Genomic DNA, 20,645 nt, shown 5'->3' on the forward strand with positions numbered 1-20,645 from the left:
GGGCGCGAGCGGTTCATCCGCCGGCCAGGAGGTCCCGGTGTTCGACCAGTACGCCGAGCCGCCCGGCCGCCGCGTCGGTCAGCCGGCGCTCGGCGTACGCCCGGGCCGGGCCGGCCAGTTCCGGGCGCTCCTCGCAGGCAGCGCCCAGCCAGCCCCGGAACCACTCGGCGGTCAGGTCGGCCTGGTCCGGACCGAGCCGCCACGGGCTGGGCCGCTCCCGGACCGGGACGCCCCGACGGGCGAACGCGACGACGGTGGCGGCGACGGCGTCCGGGCCGAGCAGCCGTCGGCCGTCGACGGTGCGCCGCTGGTGGTCGTTGAACGCGGCCTCGACCAGCGGGTCCAGCGGGTCGGCCGGGGTGAGTCGGACCCGCCCGGTGACCGAGATCGCGAACAGGGTGGGCCGGCCGGCGTCGGCGCAGGCGGCGACCACCCGCTCGACCTCCTCGGCGGTCAGCATGTCCAGCAGCGCGGACGCGGTGACCAGCGCGCCGTCGGCCAGATCGGCGGCGGTCAGCCGGGTGAGATCGCCGCAACGGGTTCTGACCGTGACCGGTGCGCCGTCGGCGGCGGTGACCCCGGCCATGCCCTCGGCGGCCCGGGCCAGCAGGTCGGCGTCCCGGTCGTGCAGCACCCAGTGCTGCGGGCCGGTCAGTCGGGCCGCCAGCCACCGGCTCATCGAGCCGGTGCCGCTGCCCAGGTCGTGGATCACGGTCGGCGCCTCGCCGGCCAGCCGGGGACGGACCACGTCCACCAGGTCCTCGGCGCGGGCCGCCGCGTCGGCGGGCTCGCGCAGCCGCAGCCAGTCGGCGAACGACAGGGTCTCCTCGACGGTCATGCCGCCACCTCCTCCAGCACGGCGGCCAGCAGCGCCGTGGTCACCGTCCAGTCGGTCAGGGTGTCCCGCCGGGCCAGAGCGGCACGCCGCAGCCGGGCCCGCAGGGCGTCGTCACTCAACCAGCGGGTCAGCGCGCCGGCCAGCGCGGCCGGGTCGCCCGGCGGAACCAGCAGCCCGGGCCGGTCACCGCCGGGCGCCTGACCGAGCGCCTCGGGCAGGCCGCCCACCTCGGTACCCAGCACCGGCAGGGCGCGGGCCAGGGCCTCGGTGACGACCATCCCGTACGTCTCGCCCCGCGACGGCAACACCAGCAGGTCGGCGGCGTCGTAGGCGACGTCCAGCGCGGCGCCGGTCAACGGGCCGGCCAGGCGGACCCGGTCGGCGACGCCCGCCCCGCCGAGCCGCTCACGCAGCCGGTGCACCAGCTCCGGCTCCCGGGCGAGCGTGCCGGCGCAGACCAGCGTCCACGACAGCCCGGCGAGCGTGGACAGCGCGGCCATCAGCACGTCGTGTCCCTTGTGGCGGGTGACGGCCGCCACGCAGAGCAGCCGGTTGCCGGTGACCGAACCGGGCGCCGGCGGCGCGGGCGTCACCCCCGGCGGCGCGGCCCGGACCCGGTCGGGCGGCAGCGGGTGGCGGGCCAGCAGCCGGCGGCGCGTCCACTCGCTGGTGGTGACGACGGCCCGGGCGGTGGCCAGCGCGAGGGCCTCGGCCTCGTCGTTCAACGGCAGGTGCACCAGGACCACGAGGCGCAGCCGCCGGGCGTGCGGGGCGAGCAGGTCCGGGACGGTCGAGGCGATCAGGCCGTCGAGCAGCACCACGGCGTCATCCGGCGCGGCGGCCAGCAGCCGAGCCAGCTCCGCCCGGTCGGTGGGGTCGGGGTACGGCCATGCGCCGGGCACCGCGTGTTCGTGCACCGACCAGCCCCGCCCGCCGAGGCCGGCGCAGATCCGCCGGTCGTAGACGTTGCCGCCGCTGGGCGTGGCCGGGTCGTCGATGTCGCCGGGCAGGACGACGTGCACGGCAGGGCCGGGCGAAGCGGGCCGGTCGACCGGCGTCGCCCGGCCCGCCCCGATCACAGCGACCGCTCGTAGCTGGCCCAGGCGACGTGCGACTCGTGCAGGGTGACGGTGATGCCGGCCAGCTCACGCGCCCCGGCGCCCAGCTCACCGGCGTGCACCCGCTCGGCCAGCCGGTCGGCGACCGTACGGGCCAGCACCTCGGTGGTGGTGTTCACCCCGGCGAACGCCGGCTCGTCGTCGAGGTTGCGGTAGGACAGCTCGCCGACCACGGCGCGCAGTTGCTCGGTGGCCAGGCCGATGTCGACCACGATGCCGTCGGCGTCCAGGTCGAGCCGGCGGAACGTCGCGTCCACCACGAAGGTCGCGCCGTGCAGGCGCTGGGCCGGGCCGAACACCTCGCCCCGGAAACTGTGGGCGATCATCATGTGATCCCGAACGGTCACGCTGAACACGGTCACTCCCCGTCGTCGTAGGTGATGAGGTGGCAGAGCGCGGGAAGGTCACCCGTGCTCAGTCGAGCGAGGACGTCGGGCAGCTCCTCGAACCGGGACGCGCCGGTGATCAACGCGTCGAAGGCCGGATCGTCGAGCAGGTCCAGGGCGAGCGCCAGTCGGTCGGCGTAGCTGCGCCGCCCCCGCCGTGCGGGCGCGACCATGCCGACCTGGCTGCTGCGCACGGTCAGCCGCCCCGAGTGGAACGCCCCACCGAGCGACACCTGCACCGGGCGGTCGCCGTACCAGCTCAGCTCGATCACCGTGCCCTCCGGCGCGAGCAGGTCCAGCGAGCGTTGCAGACCGTCGGCGGTGGCGCTGGCGTGCACGATCAGGTCCCGGTCGCCGGCCGCGTCGGCCGGTTGGGCGAACCCCACGCCGAGGGCGCCCGCCACCCCGGCGCGGCGGGCGTCGGTGTCGACCAGTTCGACCTGCACGCCGGGAAAGCGGGCGAGCAATGCCGCGACGCAGCAGCCCACCATGCCCGCACCGATCACGCTGACCCGGTCGCCGACCAGCGGCGCGGCGTCCCACAGCGCGTTCACGGCGGTCTCCACCGTGCCGGCGAGCACCGCGCGGGCGGGCGGCACGTCGTCCGGCACCGGCACCACCGCGGTGGCCGGCACGACGTACGCGCTCTGGTGCGGGTGCAGGCAGAAGACCGTGCGCCCGAGCAGCTCCGGTGGGCCCTGCTCGACCACCCCGACGCTGAGGTAGCCGTACTTCACCGGGCCCGGGAAGTCGCCCTCCTGGAAGGGCGCGCGCATCGCGGCGTGCTGGTCGGCGGGCACCCGGCCGGTGAAGACGAGTGTCTCGGTGCCCCGGCTGACCCCCGAGTAGCGTGCCCGGACCAGCACCTCGTCGGGGCCCGGGACGGGCAACGACACCGGCCGGATCTCCGCCGCGCCGGGCTCGCGCACCCAGCAGGCGTACGCCTCGCGGATCACCGTCGCGCACCTCACCTTTGCTCCCGGCCGAACCGAACGGCCACGTTTTCCGTGTTCCCTGTCGGGGTCGTCGATCATAAACACGGAGGTACGGTGCCCACGGTTCGAAGTGGTCCGATGATCGGGCTGAGCGCGCAACTGGTCGTGTTGGCGGTGCTGGCCGCCACGGTGGGGCTGGGTGGCGCCGGCTGGCTGGTCGGTACCGGCTACGCGGTGGTCACCTGTCTCGCGTTGAGCCGGGGCCTGCACCGGGCCGGCGCGTCCCGCCTGGGCCCGGCCGACCGGGTGACGCTGACCCGGGCCGTCCTGGTCGGCGCGGTCACCGCGCTGGTGGCGGACTCGTTCGGCCGGCCCGCGCCGGTGGGGTTGCTGGTCGCGGTGAGCGCGGTGGCGTTGCTGCTGGACGCGGTGGACGGGCAGGTGGCGCGGCGCACCGGCACGGTGAGCGCGCTCGGCGCCCGCTTCGACATGGAGGTCGACGCGTTCCTGATCCTGGTGCTCAGCGTGCACGTCGCGCCGGTCGCCGGCGGGTGGGTGCTGGCCATCGGCGTGATGCGGTACGCGTTCGTCGCGGCGAGCGCGGTGCTGCCCTGGCTGGGCGGGTCGCTGCCGCCGCGCTTCTGGCGCAAGGTGGTGGCCGCCGCGCAGGGGGTGCTGCTGGCGGTGGCCGCGGCAGGGGTGCTGCCCGAGCCGTGGACCACGCTGGTGCTGGTGGTGGCGTTGGCTCTGCTGGTCGAGTCGTTCGGCCGGGACGTGGCGTGGTTGTGGCAGCGTCGGCCGGTGTCCCGGCGGGGCCTCCCGGTGCCGGCCGCGCCGGCGCCGGCCGCCGCGCTGGCGCCGACCGTCCCGCCGGTTCCCGCGCCGGTGGCGCTGCCGACTCCGCTGCCGGTGGTCGCGCCGTCCACGGTGACGCTGCCGCCCCTGCTGCCGGTGCCCGCTCCCGCGCGGGCGATGGCGGTCCGCTCGGGCGGTACGGTCCACTCCGACTGGAGGCTGTGATGACCCTTCCCACCCAGGTACGCCGGCTGGCCGGCCGGTTCCGTTCGCGCCCTCCTGCTGTGGGCGAGGTGTCGGCGCGTACTCCCGGGTCGTTGGCCGCGGCCGGACGCGGCCCGGCGCGGCGGGTGGCGGGCGGGGTGGGCAGCGCGCTGGCCGTGTTGCTGGTGTTCGCCGTGCTGGTCGGCCCGGACCGGCTCGGCCTGCTCACGCCGGGCGCCCTCCTGCGCATCCCGCTGGAGGGGCTGCTCGTCGCCGCTCTGCTGCTGGCCCTGCCGGCGCGGCCCCGGCGGGTGGTGGTGGCCGTGGTCGGGCCGCTGCTCGGCCTGCTCGCCATCGTGAAGCTCGCCGACCTGGGCTTCCGTACGGCTCTCGACCGGCCGTTCGACCTGGTGCTGGACTGGCTGCTGCTGGACGACGCGTTCGGCTTCGTCCGTGACTCGGCCGGTCAGGCCGGCGCGGTCGGCACGGCGATCGGCATCCTGCTGCTGGTCGGAGCGCTGCTGGTGGTGCTCACGCTGGCGCTGCGGCGGCTGGCGTCGCTGCTGGTCCGGCACGAGCGGGTGGCGACCCGGGCGGTGGCCGCGCTGACCGTCGCGTGGGTGGCCTGCGCCGTCGTCGGGGTGCGCGTCGTACCGGGCGTGCCGGTGGCCGACGCCGGGACCACCGCGCTGGTCGGCGCGCACGCCACCCAGGTGGACGCACGGCTGCACGACCGGGAGACGTTCGGTGCGCAGATCAACGCCGACCCGTTCCACGACACGCCGGGCGACCAACTGCTGACCGGGCTGCGCGGTAAGGACGTCATCGTCGCGTTCGTGGAGAGCTACGGCCGCGACGCGGTGGAGGACCCGGAGCTGGCGCCGCAGGTCAACGCGGTGCTGGATGCCGGAACGGAGCGGCTGCGCGCGGCCGGTTACCACGCCCGCAGTGGCTTCCTCACCTCCCCCACCTTCGGCGGCGGTAGCTGGTTGGCGCACGACACGCTGTTGTCCGGCCTGTGGACGGACAACGAGGGGCGGCACCGCACCCTGCTGGCTAGCGATCGGCTCACCCTCAACGGCGCATTCCGCCGGGCCGGATGGCAGACCGTCGGGGTGCTGCCGGCGGCCACTGAACCGTGGCCGGAGCAGGGGTTCTTCGACTACGACCGCTACTACGACACGGAGGCGCTCGGCTACCGGGGACCGAAGTTCGGCTACGCCCCGATGCCCGACCAGTACACGTTGTCGTTCTTCCAGCGGCGGGTCCGGGCCGACGCGGACCGCCCGCTGATGGCGGAGATCCCGCTGATCTCCAGCCACTCGCCGTGGACGGCGGTGCCCGAGATGATCGGGTGGGACGAGGTGGGCGACGGCTCGATCTACCGCGGCTCCGCGGTCGGCGAGGACAGCGGCGACCCTGACGACCGGGACGCCGGCCAGATCCGCGGCGGGTACCGGAAGGCCATCGCGTACTCGCTGGAGACCCTGATCTCCTACGTGCGGACCTACGGCGACGACGACCTGGTGCTGGTCTTCCTCGGCGACCACCAGCCCGCCCCGGTGGTCACCGGCGAGGGTGCCAGCCGGGACGTGCCGATCACCATCGTCGCCCACGATCCGGCCGTGCTGGACCGGGTGGCGGACTGGGGGTGGCAGGACGGCCTGCGGCCCGGTCCGCAGGCCCCGGTGTGGCCGATGGACACCTTCCGGGACCGGTTCCTGACCACCTTCGGGCCGTCGGCACCGCCGATCGCCGCGCCCCGCTGAACCCGGGGACCAGCGTGCTCGGCGATGACCAGCCTGTTCTCGTAGGCTCCGACAGTGGAAAGCAGTCGAGGGCGACATGGACCATTTGTTGGACGCGGCGGAGAACGCCTCGCCGGTCGAGGCGGTCACCCGGGAACTCGGTGCGGCGCTGGGGGCACGTACCGTCGCGTTCCTGATCGCGGACCTCAGCGGCCGGGCGCTGGTCCGGTTGGCCCACGTGCCGCTCGATGGTGCCGGCGACGGGCGCCGCGACGGTGCTGAGGTCGCCACCGTGATGCCGTTCGACGGCGGCCCCGCCGAGCAGGCGCTACGCACCCAGGTGGTGCAGGTTGTCGCGCGGCCCGATCGGTGGACGGTGCTGGCGCCGGTGACCGACCGCGGTGAGGCGATCGGCCTGCTGGAGATGATCCTGCCGGACGAGCCCGATGCGCGGGCACTGGAGGAGACCGCCCGCACGGCGCACGTGTTGGCGTTCGTGGTGATTGCCAACCGGCGGTACACCGACCTCTTCGAGTGGGGGCAACGGACGACGCCGTTCACCCTGTCCGGGGAGATCCAGCGCCGCCTTCTCCCCAGCTCGTTCACGTGTGAGGCCAGTGCGTTCACCCTGTCCGGCTGGCTCGAACCCGCCGCCAGCATCGGCGGGGACACCTTCGACTACAGCCTCGGCCGGGACGTGCTGCACTTCAGCGTCACCGACGCGATGGGCCACGGGGTAGCCAGCGCGCTGACGGCCACCCTGGGCGTGGGCAGCCTGCGCAACAGCCGCCGCCGCGGGGTTGGTCTGGCGGAGCAGGCCGAGGCCGCGAACGCCGACGTGGCCCAACACGCCGCGGTGCCCGGCAGCTACATCACCGCGGTCCTCGGCTGTCTCGACCTGCGCACCGGGGTGTGCGCGCTGCTCAACGCCGGGCACGTGCCGCCGCTGCTGGTGCGCGACGGGGACACCCGGACGCTGGCGCTACCGGCCAACTTCCCGCTGGGAATGTTCGCCGAGACCGATCACCACGCTGGCGAGATCACGCTGCGACCAGGCGACCGTCTGGTGGTGGTCACCGATGGCATGCGGGAGCGCAACGCCGCCAGCCTGGATCTGCCGGCCATGTTGCGGTCGATCGCCGGTCTGCACCCGCGGGAGGCTGTCCGGGCGTTGGCCGATGCCGTGCTCGAGGTCAGCGGCCCGACTCTGGCCGATGACGCGACCCTGCTCATCCTCGACTGGCACGGCGGCCACAGCGAGGACCGGCGTACCAGCGCCGGCGCCGACCAGGCGCGTGCCAGCACCGCGCTGCCCGACTGACTACCCGCCCGCCGCGTCGTCCCTTGACGGCAGATCGGCTTCCGCCGCCGGGACACTGTCATAGACCTGGATGGCTCGATCCACCGAGGTGACCGTCAGCACGCTGTGCACGGCGGGCTGCACCGCGGCGAGGCACAACCGACCGCCGAGGTCACGCAACGCCTTGAACATCACCACCAACGCGCCCAGCGCGCTGGAGTCCAGGAAACCCACCCCGGCCAGATCCACCACCACCTGGCGGTCACCGGCGTCGATCAGCCGTCGCAGACCATCGCGCAACTGGGGGGCCGTCGCCATGTCGAGCTCGCCGCGCACCTCGAGCACGGTGCAACCCCGGCCCGGCCGGTCCGACAACAGCAGATCCACAACAACCCCCCAAGCCGATGATCCCCGCTTACCCTATTCTGCCGGCGGGCGAAACGCCGCCGCCGGCGTCGCCGAGCCGGCATCCTGACCGTTTCACCTCGGCAACACCCGGGTAGTGCCGATCACGGCGGGAGCATCCTGCCCCAGGGTGTGACACAGGAGTCCGGCGCGGGCCACGCGCGGGCTGAGGAGGAACTGCGCGATGCGCGTGACCATGACGCTGTCACTCCCGCGACAACCGTCCTCGGTGACCCGCGCCCGCCATGTGCTGACCACCCTGCTGAGCCTCACCGACGCCGCTGAGGACTCCGTTGACCGCCTGGCCGTGCTGATCACCGAGGCTTGCGCCAACGCGGTGATGCACGCCGACCCGGACAGCACCGTCGACATCACCATCATCATCGAGGACGACGTCTGCCTGCTCGAGGTCAGCAACCGCGGCAGTACCCCCAACGGCGCCGGACTCGACGCCGAGCTCCCCGCCCCGCTCACCGTCGGTGGTCGCGGGCTGCCCTTGATCGCCGCCCTCGCCGACACGGCGGCCTTCGTCGCCGGGCCACCGAACCAGGTGCTGCTACGCATCACCAAACACCTCAGCGAGGTACGCACAGCACCGGTCCGATGACCGGAACGCCACGCCGGCAGTCGAGGGCAGCGCGGTGGATCGCCTCGTTGGGCTTGAGGGAGTCCGATCGGACATCGCGATGATGTGTAGTCAAAGCTGAAAGGAAGCGGGCCGGGCCCTCGACGGGCGTCCCAACCCGTGTCAGGTGCCGTACTCCCCGTGAATGCGGAGGCTGGGAAACCATGGGAGCACGAGGGTGAACCGTGGCGGCAGGCCGTGTACCTGTACCCGCGCAAGGGTGGCCGAGTACTCGTCATCACCGCGCAGTCTCGCGAGCCTGGCATCGCGGCCGCCCGCTACGGCGTGGAGTCGATGCTGGCCCTAACCTGAGACGAGACGACCCAGCCCTGCGGACGCACGCACATGCCGCGAACCGCTCGCTACGGCAAGTCGCGGCAAGCGGACCGCGCCGGCGGCGGGTCGTGCCGATGCGCGGATGCCAGCCAAGCGAGTGGATGCTGCAGCGCGGGTGCAGGCCGCCGCCGAGCCGGACCAGTTCGCCCAGCCCGCCACGGACGGCTTCTTCGGCGGCGCGGAGCAGCCACGGGCCGCGCATTTCCCCTGGGTGGACGACACCTCAGCATTCACGGCCTCGGCGGAGCGACTCCTCGCAGGTAGCCGGACGGCAGGCCACGAGGTCACTCCGCCCGGTTTGGTTCTAGCTCGCGTACGCCCGCATTGAAGTGATCATGGCCTGGTCGTCGAAGGTCATGGTGTCGATGACCTCTCTGGTGGGGCCCTCGGCTGGTGTGGCGCGGAAGTGGAACGCGGCGTGGTGGTCGGCGATCGCCACCATCACGAGTTCCATTGTCCGTTGCTCGGTGAGCACGCCGGCAAAGTGCTGCTCGATGGCCGTTCGGCCGGTGACCGGGGGTCCGCCAGCGGGGTCATGCAGGCGGGCATCCGGTGTGTAGAGATCTGCCAGTGCGGTAGCATCGGCGGCGCCGACGGCGGCGAGGTGAGCCTCGATGGTGGCCCTGATCTGCTCCGTGCTGGCCACGATCAACCGTCGCTTTCCGCCGAAGGACCCGCAGCCGAGGCAGGTCGCGCTTGCTGGTCGAGGACGACGCAGAGGACCCCGGTGTAGCCGGTCGTCGGATCTCCCTGCAGGTCCAGGATCATCTGCTCGCCGCCTTCGGCGAAGATGCTGTCGGTGGCGTTGGTGGTGTCGCGCTGCGGCCGGCCCCGATAGGGCGGGCGACTGAAAACCTCGTCGGTGACCGTGTCGGGAAAATAGACCTGCGTGGTCACCGAGCCGTCGCCGAGGTGCGCGATGAGGTGGATGTGCACGGTGCGGCTGGCGTACCAGCCCGGGTAGATCGTGTTGAACCCGCACATCCCGCGCTCGTCGGTGCGCTGGCTGCCCCGCAGGTACGTCTCACCGGCGGCGATCACATCGTGCGGCACCGACTCCGAGGTGACCACCTGTCCCGGCCTCGCTTCGAATGGCTGGAAGCCGGAGTATCGGCCCACGTGGTCGGCCTGCCAGACCTCGACGAGGACATCCGCGAGGGGGGTGGTGGCGTCCGCCGCCAGTAGGCGTAGCCCGAGGCGCAGCGGGAGACCATCGCGGTCCTCGGTGATCTCCCGACGCTCGGGATGCACAGCTCGGTGGTATGGGCCCCGTGTCTGCTCGACGAACAACCGGCAGGTGACTCCGGTCGAGGCCAGTAGTTCGACGAGGTCCTCCTCCACCGTGCCAGTATCGTCCGCCGTTCGGTGCGGCGCCCGCGGTTCGCCGCCCGCACTCATGTGCCGCGAACCGCTCGCTACCGACCATGACGGAGGTTGTGGTGTCGGTTGTCCGCCCGTGCCGCGAAGTCCTTCGCTTGGCGTGACCGTTAGATCTCCAGCCGCAGCCCGGCCCATCGGTGGAGCCATCCCTTGACCTCCACGCGGCGCTGTACCTTCGCGCGGCCCGCTGCGTTGTTGAAGGCTGGAGAGGGGCGGACAACCATTCCCACAAGGTCGGTCAGACCGTGGCAGGACACCAGGCGAACAGAGTCGCCCCTCAGAGTCACCGCGACGCACGTCGCCGTTTCGGGCCAGCGCGATATCGCGTCCAGGGCGGACGTGTAGGGCTCATCGCCGTTGCGCAGATGCATCCGTGCTTGATTACGAATCTCCCACGGCACCCCAGGCAGGGCCACTATGGCTTGGGCTTCGGCGCGTGCATCCTCGCGTGGGTCCGGCTTTTCCGGGTCGAAGTAGGCGACATCCACGTCGCGCTCCGGCGAGACTGGGAGGCCGCTGATCGCGTCCCAGACGCGGTTGCGTACGAAGCCGGCACCGATCCACCAGTCCGGTAATCCAAGCTCGGCCGTAGCCCGAAGGACTCTCATTGCTCCCGGGTCCGACTCGATCACGCCCACAACGTCCTGCGCGCTCATGACCATCGCAGGGACCCTAAACCAGCGGACGTGCACACCGCTTGCGAGGCGAGGGCTGAGGGCAGAGCGAGGTCACGTTCGCTAGCGGTTACCACGGCGCGCGGGGCCACCGTAAAGATGGACACGGTTATCGACAACGCAGTCCGGTTCGCCGCGCAGGAACCGGTCGCATGCAACATCGCCGTTGCTGACATGGACCACCCAGTCCTCGTAGTACCAGCTGGGGTCGCACGCGCAGCCGGTCAACCGGAAATTGGCCCTATACCGGCCGACCTGCCCGTGGGCGAGGGTGAACAGGCGGGTCGACACTCCCGCCCGGGGAAACGCCGCCCCGCCGGGCAGACGCTCGACGGTTACCGCCGAGCCGTCGAAGGTGAGCCATAGAGCGAGACCGCGGGAGATGCTCACGCCACCGGTCCGTACCTCGCCACGGCGTTGGTAGCTGGCGGCCTCATCAGCCAGGACGTCGTGGACCACGACATCGCCTGCTGGCAGCGGCGCAGGAAGTATCACCGGGCGGTTGAGCCCTCGACGGGCGTTGGTCTGTGGAGCGCCGCGCCCAGCCGGGCTCCATCGCACGCGCACCCGCTGGATGATGATCACGCCCAAACCATGGCCCACGGCCACACGTCTCGCCAGCCGATATCCCGCTCATGCCTCTGACGGCTCGCTGACTATTCCCTGGCGGACGCGGCGGGGCGGGCGCGGACGTGCAGCCGCTCCCCCTGCGGCCCGAAGAGGTTGAGGACCTCGGTGGTGCCGGGGCCGGGGTTGATCACCCGGTGTGGCGTACGCGTGTCGAACTCGGCAACCTCGCCGGGGGTCAGCGTCAGGTCGTGCTCGCCGAGCAGCAGGCGCAACTGGCCGGAGAGCACGTAGATCCACTCGTACCCCTCGTGGGTCTGCTGGGTCAACTCCCCGGTGGGCGTGTTCGGCGGGAGGATCTGCTTGAACGCCTGCAGACCGCCCGGTCGGCGGGTCAGCGGCAGGAACGTCACGCCGTGCTGGACGATCGGCTTGGGACGGACCCGTGGGTCGCCGGTGGCCGGGGCGTCCACCAGCTCGTCCAGCGGGACCTGGTAGGCGCGGGCCAGCGGGAGCAGCAGCTCCAGGGTGGGCCGGCGGCCACCGGATTCCAGCCGGGACAGGGTGCTCACCGAGATGCCGGTCAGGTCGGCGAGCTGGGCCAGGGTGGTCCCGCGCTGCTGGCGTAGGGCGCGCAGCCGTGGGCCGACCGCGGCCAACGCCGCGCTGTCGTCGTTTGCCATAACGGCAAGGATAGTTGCCACCTGGCCGACGGCGACGGATGGTGGGCTCAGCCGACAACAAGGGGAGACTCCGGTGGACGAGACATATGACGTGGTGGTGGTGGGCGGCGGCGCGGCGGGGCTCAGCGGAGCCCTGGCGCTGAGCCGAGCCCGACGGTCCGTGCTGGTGATCGACTCCGGTGAACCGCGCAACGCGCCGGCCGACCACGTGCACAACTACCTGGCACGTGAGGGGACGCCGCCGGCCGAGCTGGTCGCGACCGGGCGCGCCGAGGTCGCCGGGTATGGCGGAAAGTTCCTGGACGGGCGGGTGGCGGCGGCGACCCGGGACGACGACGGGTTCCGCCTCGGCCTCGACGACGGGCGCGCGGTGCGGGCCCGTCGGCTGCTGGTGGCCACCGGGCTCAGCGACGAGCTGCCCGACGTGCCCGGGGTGGCGCAGCGGTGGGGGCGCGACGTGCTGCACTGCCCGTACTGCCACGGGTGGGAGGTCCAGGACCGGCGGATCGGGATCCTGGCCACCGGTCCGCTGGCCGTGCACCAGGCCGAGATGTGGCGGCAGTGGAGTTCGGACGTGCTGCTCCTGCTGCACGACGCCCCGGCGCCCGACGAGGAGACCGCCGAGCGGCTCGCCGCTCGGAGCATCGCCGTGGTGCCTGGGCCGGTGGCCGGGCTGGAGGTCACCGGGGATGCGCTGACCGGCGTCCGCCTCGCCTCCGGCCGGGTGGTGGCGCTCGACGCGGTGGTGGTCGCGGCGCGGCCGGTCCCCCGCGCGGGAATGCTGGTCGGGCTGGGTCTGGCTCCGGAGGAGGTGACGATGGGCGGGCACGTGATCGGCACCCAGATCCCGGCCGACGCCACCGGGGCGACGACCGTCCCGGGCGTGTGGGTGGCCGGCAACGTGGCCGACGTCCGCGGCCAGGTCATCGCGGCCGCCGCGGCCGGCCTCACCGCCGGGGCGGCGATCAACGCCGATCTGATCGCCGAGGAGACCCGCGACGCGGTGACCGCGTACCGGCAAATGCTGGCCACGGCCTTCGAGGAGCCGGCGTGGGAGGAGCGCTACCGGTCCCGACCGGCAGTGTGGAGCGGCCGGCCGAACCCGCAGCTGGTCACCGAGGCCACCGACCTGACCCCGGGACGGGCACTCGACGTGGGCAGCGGCGAGGGCGCCGACGCGGTGTGGTTGGCCGACCGTGGCTGGCGGGTGACCGCGGTGGACATCTCCACCACCGCGCTGGGTAGGGCCGCCGGGCACGCCGAGGCTGCCGGCGTCGGCGAGCGCATCGAGTGGACGCACGCCGACCTGCGCGAGAAGCCACCCGTCGAGGAGGCGTACGACCTGGTGTCCGCGCAGTTCATGCACCTGCCACCGGTGCAGCGGCGGGAGCTGTTCGCCCGGCTGGCCGCCGCGGTGGCTCCGGGCGGCACCCTGCTGATCGTCGGGCACCACCCGTCGGACCTGTGGACGTCGGCGCACCGGATGCACCTGCCGGACATGATGTACACCGCCGAGGACGTGGCCGCCGCACTGGACCCGGCGCACTGGGAGGTGCGCACCGCCGAGGCCCGCCCCCGCCCAGCCACCGACCCGGAAGGCAGGAACATCACCCTGCACGACGCGGTCCTCGTCGCCCGCCGCCGCTGAACCACCCAACCCGCGTCGATCATGGAGTTGTGCTGGGTGACAAGAGCCGCGGATCAGGGTCTTCCGGGCACCATGACTCCATGATCGACCGAGGAAGGGAGGGTCGGGCGGGCAGAGACGGGGCGGGACTTCGCACCGGGCCGCCTCGGCGGTAGCGTTGCGCCACACTCACGGCCCGCGGGGCGGTAGACCGCCGGCCCTGGCGCCCCGATCGTACGGAGGATGGCGCATGTCCATCGGCGCTGAGCCGCTCGCAGCACGCGACGACGCGGCCTCGCGGCCGAGCTTCGAGCTCACGCTGCGCGGCTACGACAAACGCCAGGTCGACCGGCACCTGGAGCAGCTCGACGGTCAGATCGCGATGCTGAGCGGGGAGCACGGGCGTTCCGCCGTCCGGGTCCGTGAGTTGACCGCCGAGGTGCATCGGCTGCGCGCCGAGCTGGCCGAGCTGCACGACCAGCCGGTGCAGGTGGACCGCGCCTCGTTCCAGGATCTGGGCCCGATGGTCGGCGAGATCCTGACCCTCGCGGAGAAGCAGGCCGCCATGATCAGCGACTCGGCCACCGACCTGGCCAACGAGCTGCGCGCCGAGGCGGAGCGGATCCTCGCCGACACTCGCGAGCGGGCCGCCCAGGCACGCCAGGACCTGGCCGAGGAGCTGACGGCCCGGCGCGCCGAGCAGGAACAGGCGCACGAGGAGCGGCGCGGCGTGGCCGAGGCCGAGCTGACCGCGATCCGGGAGCACGCGGAGCAGCTGCGCGCCGACAGTGAGGCCGCGCACGAGCGCGCGCAGAACGAGGCGAAGCGGATCACCGAGCAGAGCGCGCAGCAGCTCAACCAGACCCGGGTCGCCGCCGACGCACTGATGAAGTCGGCGCGTACCCAGATCCAGCAGGAGCTCCAGGCGGCCCGGGCCAAGAGCCAGCAGGAGCTGGCCCAGTGGCAGGCCGGGATCGAACGCGACGTCAACGACCGCCGGAGCGCGGCCGAGCAGGAGATCGCCGAGCAGCAGGCGGCCGCTGAGCGGGAGCTGGCGGAGCAGCGCAGCGCGATCGAGCAGCAGATCGCCGCGCTGCTGGCCGAGGCGCAGCAGCACGTGACCGACCTGCGCAACCGCGCCGACGAGCAGGCCGCCACGCACCAGGAGCAGCTCGCCGCCCTGCGGCAGGAGATCGAGGAGCGCCGGCAGGAGTCGACCCAGCTGCACGCGGAGCTGGAGACCGCCCAGCAGCAACTCGCCGAGGTGCGCGAGGAGGGCGAGACCCTGGAGAACGAGCTGTCCCGGTTGCAGCAGCGGCTGGGCGAGGTCCGTCGGGACCTCACCGCCGAGAGCGCCCGGCTGGACGAGGCCCGGCGGGCCGGAGACTCCGCCGAGCGGCACGCCAAGGACGTCCGCGCCCGGGTGCAGCGGGAGGCGAAGCGGGTGGCCGACCTGGCCGCCGCCGCCGTCATGGCCGCCGCCGCGGGCGGTACGGAGACCGCCGAGTACCCGATGGTGGGCGCCCGCTCCAGCGCCGAGCGACCGGTTGCCGATCGGATTGACGTGGAGCCGGCGGGTGGTGAGCGGCCGAGCGGCGGGCGGCACGGCGAGCGCGTGGACCGGCCCGGTGGCGACCACACCGGTGGCGACCAGTCCGGTGGCGGCCAGTCCGGCGCGGAGCGGGTCGGCACCTCGTCCACTACGGACGAGGCGGCAGCGGCTGCCGACCGTACGGCCGCTGCGGAGGTGCCCACCGGCGACGCCGACCCGACCTTCACGCGCCCCGGCGACACCGCCGAACCGACGCCTGTGCCGTTCCTGCCCTTCGGGCAGCCGGTCAGCGAGAACGGTGCCGCCCGGCACTGAGCTCGAGGCGGGCCCGGCCGGCGTTGGCGGTTCTGCTCGGAACCGGGCCGATGGCGCACCGGAGCTGACAGGCTGGTCTGGCCGCCACGACAGAGGCGGCCGCATCGGCCCGGCGACCGAGAGGAGCACCCGGTGACCGACCGAGCGGAGGAGTTCGACCTGCTCGTCGTGGGCGGCGGCAAGGCCGGCAAGACGTTGAGCATGGACGTGGCCCGGTCCGGCCGGCGGGTGGCGATGGTCGAACGCGGCATGATCGGCGGCAGCTGCATCAACGTCGCGTGCATCCCGACCAAGGCGCTGGTGACGAGCGCGCGGGCGGCTCGCCAGTTACGCGGCGCGGCCGCGCTCGGCCTGGTGGTCGAGGGCGGCCGGGTCGACGTGGACCTGCTGCGCGCCCACAAGCAGGACGTCGTCGAGGGGATGGTGGCCGCCAACCGGCAGCAGTTCCTCGACTCCGGCCTGCACCTGGTGATCGGGGAGGCCCGGTTCGTCGGTCCCCGGACCGTACGGGTGTCGCTGGCCGACGGCGGCGAACGGTTCCTGCGTGGCGCCGACGTGGTGATCAACACTGGTACCCGCCCGCACCTGCCGCCGGTCCCCGGGATGGCCGAGGCCTCGGTGCTGACCAGTGACACCCTGCTGCACCTGGACCGGCTGCCGGCCCGACTGGTGGTGCTCGGCGGTGGCACCGTCGGGGTGGAGTTCGCGCAGATGTTCGCGTCGTTCGGCAGTGCGGTGACCCTGATCGAAGGCGGCCCGCGGCTGCTCACCCGCGAGGATCCCGACGTCGGCGACGCGGTGCTGCGGGTCCTGCTCGACGACGGCATCGACGTGCGCGCCGGCATGACGGTCGCCCGGATCGACCGCAACGCCGACGGCACGGTCCGGGTGACGCTGGACGACGGCAGCCTGGTGACCGGGGACGACGTGCTGGTCGCGGTCGGCCGGGAGCCGGTCACCGACGGGCTCGGCCTGGACGCCGCCGGCGTGCAGCTGAACGACCGCGGCTTCGTGGCGGTCGACGAGTACCTGCGGACCAGCGCCGAGCGGACGTGGGCGGCCGGGGACGTCGCCGGCACCCCGCAGTTCACCCACGCCTCGCTCGACGACTACCGGATCATCCGGGCGAACCTGGCGGGTGAGCTGCGCAGCACCGCCGGCCGGCTCATCCCGTACACCGTGTTCACCACCCCGGAGCTGGCCCGGGTCGGTCTCACCGAAACCGAGGCGCGCCGCGCCGGGTACGACGTCCAGGTGGCCAGCCTGCCGGTCGCCGCGATCCCCCGGGCCCGCACCCTGCGCCAGACCGAGGGAACGTGGAAGGCGGTGGTCGACGCCGGGACCGACCAGATCCTCGGCGCGGCGCTGCTCGGCGCCGAGGCGGGTGAGGTGATCACCTCGGTGCAGCTGGCCATGCTCGCCGGGATGCCGTGGACCGCCCTGCGGGACGCAGTCATCACCCACCCGACCATGACCGAGGGGCTCAACCTGCTCTTCGCCTCGCTCCAACCCCGCCCGGTCCGCTAGTCGGGCTGGCCGGCGATCTCGGCGCGGACCCGGTGCTGGAAGGCGCGCGCCTGGGCGCCGGTGGGCGGCGGCCCCCCGTGCCGCGCGGCGACGGCCCGGCCGATCACCTCGGCCGGGTCGCCGGCGTCGATCAGCCGCTGCCCGGCCGCCACCTTGGACAGCCAGACGCCGTCGCGGTGCCGCACCAGGGACCGGCAGGCGCCGAGCACCGCGTCCTCCGCGCCGGGCGCGGGTCGGTCGTCCGGCGGCGTGGGCAGCGCCAGCCACCACGACAGCGCCTCGATCAGCAGGCGGCGCAGGTCGGCAGGGGCCAGATCGGCGAAGACCTCCCCCGCCGGCGGCCCGAGCAGCGGCAGCCCGCTCTGGTGCAGGATGCTGCGGTCCAACCCGTACCAGAACCGGCCGTCGGTCGCCGGGCGGTCGGCGGGGTCGAGGGTGCACCGGAACGGCATCCCGGAGCCGGTGTTCAGCTCGACCTCGAAGCCGGGCTCGGGGCTGCCGGAGGCGGCCACCTCCCGCCGGTAGGCGACCAGCTCCAGCCCGCGCGTCGGGCAGGGCAGCGCCTCGTGCCGCAGACGCGCCACCAGCGCCCGCTTGTCGGCCTCGGTCAACGGCCCGGCGCAGAGCAGCGCCACGTCCACGTCGCTGCGGCCGGCCTGGTACGCGCCGAGCCCCACCGAGCCGGCCCCGTACGCGCCCACCAGGTCGTCGCCGAATACGTCGCGGGCGGCGTCGACCAACTCGTCGAGATAGCGCCGAAGATCGGAATCCACGCCCCATCCTCACCCGGTGGCCCGTGGCACCTCCGATCTGGGTCCCGGGTTGGCCCTAGCCGGCGTAGAGCAGCAGCAGGCCGGCGACGGTGTAGGCGACCATCAGCGCCAGTAGCGGGAGCTGGCCGGCCACGGCCCGGGCCCGGGGGAACAGGTACAGGGCGCGGTCGTGGGCGAGCAGCGTGCCGAGCAGGTGCCCGAGGATGATGACGGTGATCTGGAGGGTGGCCACCCCGGACGGGGTGACCAGACCGGTGTGCGGTTCCCAGTCGGCGGTGCCCAGCCAGTTCGCGCCGGTGTCCAGGGGGTCGGAGAGCAGCGCGACGGTGCGCTGGCCTTCCAGGATCAGCAGCGAGTAGTAGTGGGCCACGAGGTAGCCCACCGCGATCGGCACGATCGAGTGGGCGAGTTCGCCGGGCAGCCCGGGGGCGTCGGCGGGCCCGGCGCGGCCGATCCGGGTCGCCGCCCCGGTGGCGGCGAGGTACGCCGCGGCGACGGCGGCGATGACCAGGAGCAGCCCGGCGCTGCCGGTGACCGCCGGGGGCAGGCCGTTCTCCTGGGTGAAGCGCAGCCAGGCCGGCGCGTTGGAGAGGCTGTCGAACATGGTCGAGCCGAGCAGCACGATCACGACGGCGACCAGCCCGGGGCGGGGCCGCAGCCCGGCGATCCCGTCGAGCGGGTTGCGCCACACCAGCACGCCGTCCGCCGCCCGGCCGACCGGCGCGAGGTGGCCGACGAGCCCGCTGTACACCTCGAACGGGTCGGCCCGGTCGAACCAGCCCGCGCCGAACAGCGCCGCCCCGGCCAGCATGACCACGGCGTACCCGCCGAGCCAGGCGGTGATGACCGGCAGCGTGGCCCGGTCAGGTGCGACCAGCTCCAGCCAGACGAACCCGAACAGGGCGACGGCCGCTGGCCAGAGCCCCAGGCCGACCGGCAGCTCGCGGAGGCCACGCTCCGGGTCCCGGCGTGCCGCCAGCGCGGCGAGCAGATGAACGGTGCGCAGCGGGTTGACGGCCCGCCAGACGGGGCCGAGCAGCAGCGACACGGGCACCAGCCCGACCCAGAGCAGCACGTAGAGCGCCCCCGTCGTCGGGTTGTCCGGGGTGTCCGGCCCGGCCAGCAGGCCCACGCAGAACCAGCCGGCGGCGAGCAGACCCAGCCCGCGCAGTGCCCACCGGAACGCGGGCGCGTCGACGAGCCGGGCCAGCGGCTCCGGCACCGGCCGTCCGCCGGTCGCGTCCCGGTCGAGCCGCGGCTCGCGCCACAGCAGGCCCAGCGCGAGGAACGTGACGACCAGGGCCAGGGCCGCGGCGACGACGAGCTGCGGCAGCGTGATCGGCAGGTCCTGGCGGCCACCGACGCCGTGCGCCAGCACCACCGGGGCGCCGGTCATGGTGCTCAGCGGACGACGAGCTGGAACAGCACCAGCTCGGTCTCGTGCGTCTCCACCTCGAACAGCCCGGTCTTCTCGGCGCGGAACTCCACCGAACCGGGCGTGCCGGCCGGCAGCCGGGCGCCCAGGTCGTAGCCGTGCACGTGCAGCTCGTCGGAGACGTCCGAGGTGACCGTGATCCGGACCAGCTCGCCCTTACCCACGGTGACCCGCCCGGTGGGCGGGTCGACCCGCCGCTTCGCGATCGTCACGGTGATCTGCCGGTCCACCGCCGGTGTGCTGGCGCTGGCGCTGGGTGTCGGACTGCCCGACGAGGTCGGCGCCGTCGTGGCGCTGGGCGGCACGGCGGCCGTCGCCGGCGTCGAGGGGGTGGCCACGGACGGGTCGTCGTCCCGCCCGCAACCGGTGGCGAGCAGGGCGGTGACGAGGACGACGGTGAGGACGACGGGAACGCGGGAACCGGGGGCACGGACGAACACGGGCGGACTCCGAACGACGCGGGGGACGGGTGTCGAACTGATCGTCGGGGAGGAGAACTCTACGTCTTGTTCGGCGGCGGGGAAATGACCATGATGAACGGATGCGATCGAGGCTGGTCACTGCCCGTCACCTCTGGAGCCGAGCGGCGGCGGCGCTGGCCGCGACCCTGGCGGTGTCGCTGCTGCTGCCCGCCGCTCCGGCGTCCGCGCACGGCCAGTTGGCGACGTCCACCCCGTTGACCGGCACCGTGGTCCGCGAGCCGCTGACACAGCTGGGGTTGTACTTCACCGAGAAGCCGGCCTCCAACGCCCACTTCACCGTCACCGGGCCGAACGGGTCCCGGGTGGACAGCGGCTGGTCCTACGGCGAGCCGAAGCGGCTGGACAAGCCGGTTCAGGAGTACTTCATGGTCAACGGCGTCTTCGAGCCGCGGTTGTACCACACCGGTTTCCCCGCCATGGTGTCCGTCGCGCACTGGCCGGCGAAGGGGCGGTACACGGCGAGTTATCTCTCCGTCGCCTCCGACGGCGAGGCGGTGCGTGGCACCGTCACCTTCAACTACCAGGGGGCCAGTACGGCGGCGCCGGCCGGATGGACGCCACCCACGGACGGGCCGGCGCCGGCCCTGCTCGCCCTGGTCGAGGGCAACCCGTCGGCGAGCCCCGGCGTGGCCGGCGCGAGCGCCGACGCGGGCGCGACCGCCGCCCCGGCGAGCGCGCCGAGCGGCGCCACGGAGGAGACGCGAGGCGGCGGGTGGCCACCCTGGCTGGTACCGGCCTTGATCGTCGTGGTGGTCGCCGCCGTCGTGCTGGTGGCGGCCCGCCGCCGGCCCGCCGCGCGTGGCACGTCCACCTCGACCCGCCGGACCACCGGTCCGGCCCGCAGATCCGGTACCGCGGCCCGCAAACCCGGCAACCGGGGCGGTGGTCCAGCCCGGCGCGGACGGCGGTAGGCCGGGCACCTTCGCACCGGGCATTCCGC

The 20,645-nt window shown here is 73.5% G+C and carries 21 protein-coding genes and 1 pseudogene; 9 read left to right on the forward strand and 13 right to left on the reverse strand.

Features of this window, described 5'->3' with window-relative positions:
- Positions 1-13: 13 nt before the first annotated feature.
- Genes ABZU69_RS01235 through ABZU69_RS01250 form a run of 4 tightly spaced genes read right to left on the reverse strand, consistent with a single transcriptional unit; the run spans position 14 to position 3,298 of the window.
- Positions 14-838 (reverse strand): class I SAM-dependent methyltransferase, encoded by an 825-nt coding sequence (locus ABZU69_RS01235; RefSeq protein ID WP_354962405.1) that lies wholly within the window; start codon positions 836-838, stop codon positions 14-16.
- Positions 835-1,917 carry a glycosyltransferase family 4 protein gene (locus ABZU69_RS01240; RefSeq protein WP_354962406.1) on the reverse strand — a complete coding sequence of 361 codons (1,083 nt, stop codon included), beginning with the start codon at positions 1,915-1,917 and terminating at the stop codon, positions 835-837. Before ABZU69_RS01240 ends, ABZU69_RS01235 begins: the two co-directional genes overlap by 4 nt.
- Positions 1,914-2,312, reverse strand: coding sequence for a 6-carboxytetrahydropterin synthase (locus tag ABZU69_RS01245; RefSeq protein ID WP_354962407.1), 399 nt, complete (start codon positions 2,310-2,312; stop codon positions 1,914-1,916). The genes ABZU69_RS01240 and ABZU69_RS01245 overlap by 4 nt, the downstream gene beginning before the upstream one ends.
- Positions 2,313-2,314: 2 nt before the next feature.
- Positions 2,315-3,298, reverse strand: a complete 984-nt coding sequence (locus ABZU69_RS01250) for a dehydrogenase (protein WP_354962408.1) — start codon at positions 3,296-3,298, stop codon at positions 2,315-2,317.
- A gap of 117 nt (positions 3,299-3,415) precedes the next feature.
- On the opposite strand from ABZU69_RS01250, the pseudogene ABZU69_RS01255 reads away from it, so the two are divergent.
- From ABZU69_RS01255 to ABZU69_RS01265, 3 genes and pseudogenes are all read left to right on the forward strand, one after another.
- Positions 3,416-4,075, forward strand: a pseudogene (locus ABZU69_RS01255) (CDP-alcohol phosphatidyltransferase family protein); the annotation flags it as partial.
- A gap of 221 nt (positions 4,076-4,296) precedes the next feature.
- Positions 4,297-6,045 (forward strand): sulfatase-like hydrolase/transferase, encoded by a 1,749-nt coding sequence (locus tag ABZU69_RS01260; protein ID WP_354962409.1) that lies wholly within the window; start codon positions 4,297-4,299, stop codon positions 6,043-6,045.
- Positions 6,046-6,121: 76 nt separating this feature from the next.
- Positions 6,122-7,345: a PP2C family protein-serine/threonine phosphatase gene (locus ABZU69_RS01265; RefSeq protein ID WP_354962410.1), complete on the forward strand. Its 1,224-nt coding sequence runs from the start codon at positions 6,122-6,124 to the stop codon at positions 7,343-7,345.
- On the opposite strand, the gene ABZU69_RS01270 is transcribed toward ABZU69_RS01265, so the two are convergent.
- Positions 7,346-7,669: an STAS domain-containing protein gene (locus ABZU69_RS01270; RefSeq protein ID WP_354962411.1), complete on the reverse strand. Its 324-nt coding sequence runs from the start codon at positions 7,667-7,669 to the stop codon at positions 7,346-7,348.
- 244 nt (positions 7,670-7,913) lie between these two features.
- Between ABZU69_RS01270 and ABZU69_RS01275 the strand changes: the two genes are divergently transcribed.
- Entirely contained in the window at positions 7,914-8,336 is a 423-nt protein-coding gene (locus ABZU69_RS01275) for an ATP-binding protein (protein WP_354962412.1), read from the forward strand.
- A 159-nt stretch (positions 8,337-8,495) separates the two neighbouring features.
- Positions 8,496-8,666 carry a hypothetical protein gene (locus ABZU69_RS01280; protein ID WP_354962413.1) on the forward strand — a complete coding sequence of 57 codons (171 nt, stop codon included), beginning with the start codon at positions 8,496-8,498 and terminating at the stop codon, positions 8,664-8,666.
- Positions 8,667-8,994: 328 nt separating this feature from the next.
- Here ABZU69_RS01280 and ABZU69_RS01285 read toward each other — a convergent pair whose 3' ends face one another.
- From ABZU69_RS01285 to ABZU69_RS01305, 5 genes are all read right to left on the reverse strand, one after another.
- Positions 8,995-9,336, reverse strand: a complete 342-nt coding sequence (locus tag ABZU69_RS01285; protein WP_354962414.1) for a nuclear transport factor 2 family protein — start codon at positions 9,334-9,336, stop codon at positions 8,995-8,997.
- Positions 9,337-9,338: 2 nt separating this feature from the next.
- Positions 9,339-10,031, reverse strand: a complete 693-nt coding sequence (locus ABZU69_RS01290; RefSeq protein WP_354962415.1) for a hypothetical protein — start codon at positions 10,029-10,031, stop codon at positions 9,339-9,341.
- 146 nt (positions 10,032-10,177) lie between these two features.
- Positions 10,178-10,732: a nucleotidyltransferase family protein gene (locus tag ABZU69_RS01295; RefSeq protein ID WP_354962416.1), complete on the reverse strand. Its 555-nt coding sequence runs from the start codon at positions 10,730-10,732 to the stop codon at positions 10,178-10,180.
- A gap of 75 nt (positions 10,733-10,807) precedes the next feature.
- Positions 10,808-11,329: a hypothetical protein gene (locus ABZU69_RS01300; protein ID WP_354962417.1), complete on the reverse strand. Its 522-nt coding sequence runs from the start codon at positions 11,327-11,329 to the stop codon at positions 10,808-10,810.
- A 71-nt stretch (positions 11,330-11,400) separates the two neighbouring features.
- Positions 11,401-11,994 carry an XRE family transcriptional regulator gene (locus ABZU69_RS01305; protein WP_354962418.1) on the reverse strand — a complete coding sequence of 198 codons (594 nt, stop codon included), beginning with the start codon at positions 11,992-11,994 and terminating at the stop codon, positions 11,401-11,403.
- A 73-nt stretch (positions 11,995-12,067) separates the two neighbouring features.
- Between ABZU69_RS01305 and ABZU69_RS01310 the strand changes: the two genes are divergently transcribed.
- The 3 genes from ABZU69_RS01310 to ABZU69_RS01320 all read left to right on the forward strand — a co-directional run bounded on the left by ABZU69_RS01310 (position 12,068) and on the right by ABZU69_RS01320 (position 17,015).
- Positions 12,068-13,642 (forward strand): FAD-dependent oxidoreductase, encoded by a 1,575-nt coding sequence (locus ABZU69_RS01310; RefSeq protein WP_354962419.1) that lies wholly within the window; start codon positions 12,068-12,070, stop codon positions 13,640-13,642.
- Between the two features lie 229 nt (positions 13,643-13,871).
- A complete protein-coding gene (locus ABZU69_RS01315) occupies positions 13,872-15,488 on the forward strand; it encodes a hypothetical protein (protein ID WP_354962420.1) in 1,617 nt (538 codons plus the stop codon).
- A gap of 132 nt (positions 15,489-15,620) precedes the next feature.
- Positions 15,621-17,015 carry an FAD-dependent oxidoreductase gene (locus tag ABZU69_RS01320; protein ID WP_354962421.1) on the forward strand — a complete coding sequence of 465 codons (1,395 nt, stop codon included), beginning with the start codon at positions 15,621-15,623 and terminating at the stop codon, positions 17,013-17,015.
- Here the strand turns inward: ABZU69_RS01320 and ABZU69_RS01325 are convergent.
- From ABZU69_RS01325 to ABZU69_RS01335, 3 genes are read right to left on the reverse strand one after another with little or no spacing between them, the layout of a single operon-like run.
- Entirely contained in the window at positions 17,012-17,788 is a 777-nt protein-coding gene (locus tag ABZU69_RS01325) for a nucleotidyltransferase domain-containing protein (protein WP_354962422.1), read from the reverse strand. The two genes, ABZU69_RS01320 and ABZU69_RS01325, sit on opposite strands and share 4 nt — an antisense overlap.
- A 55-nt stretch (positions 17,789-17,843) precedes the next feature.
- Positions 17,844-19,184 carry a hypothetical protein gene (locus tag ABZU69_RS01330; RefSeq protein WP_354962423.1) on the reverse strand — a complete coding sequence of 447 codons (1,341 nt, stop codon included), beginning with the start codon at positions 19,182-19,184 and terminating at the stop codon, positions 17,844-17,846.
- Between the two features lie 5 nt (positions 19,185-19,189).
- Complete coding sequence (locus ABZU69_RS01335; RefSeq protein WP_354962424.1) at positions 19,190-19,663, reverse strand: hypothetical protein; 474 nt, start codon at positions 19,661-19,663, stop codon at positions 19,190-19,192.
- Between the two features lie 101 nt (positions 19,664-19,764).
- Between ABZU69_RS01335 and ABZU69_RS01340 the strand changes: the two genes are divergently transcribed.
- Complete coding sequence (locus tag ABZU69_RS01340; protein WP_354962425.1) at positions 19,765-20,616, forward strand: copper resistance protein CopC; 852 nt, start codon at positions 19,765-19,767, stop codon at positions 20,614-20,616.
- The last annotated feature ends 29 nt before the right edge of the window (positions 20,617-20,645 follow it).

It is taken from the genome of Micromonospora sp. NPDC005206 (genome assembly GCF_040608175.1).
In the GTDB taxonomy this organism is placed as follows: domain Bacteria; phylum Actinomycetota; class Actinomycetes; order Mycobacteriales; family Micromonosporaceae; genus Micromonospora.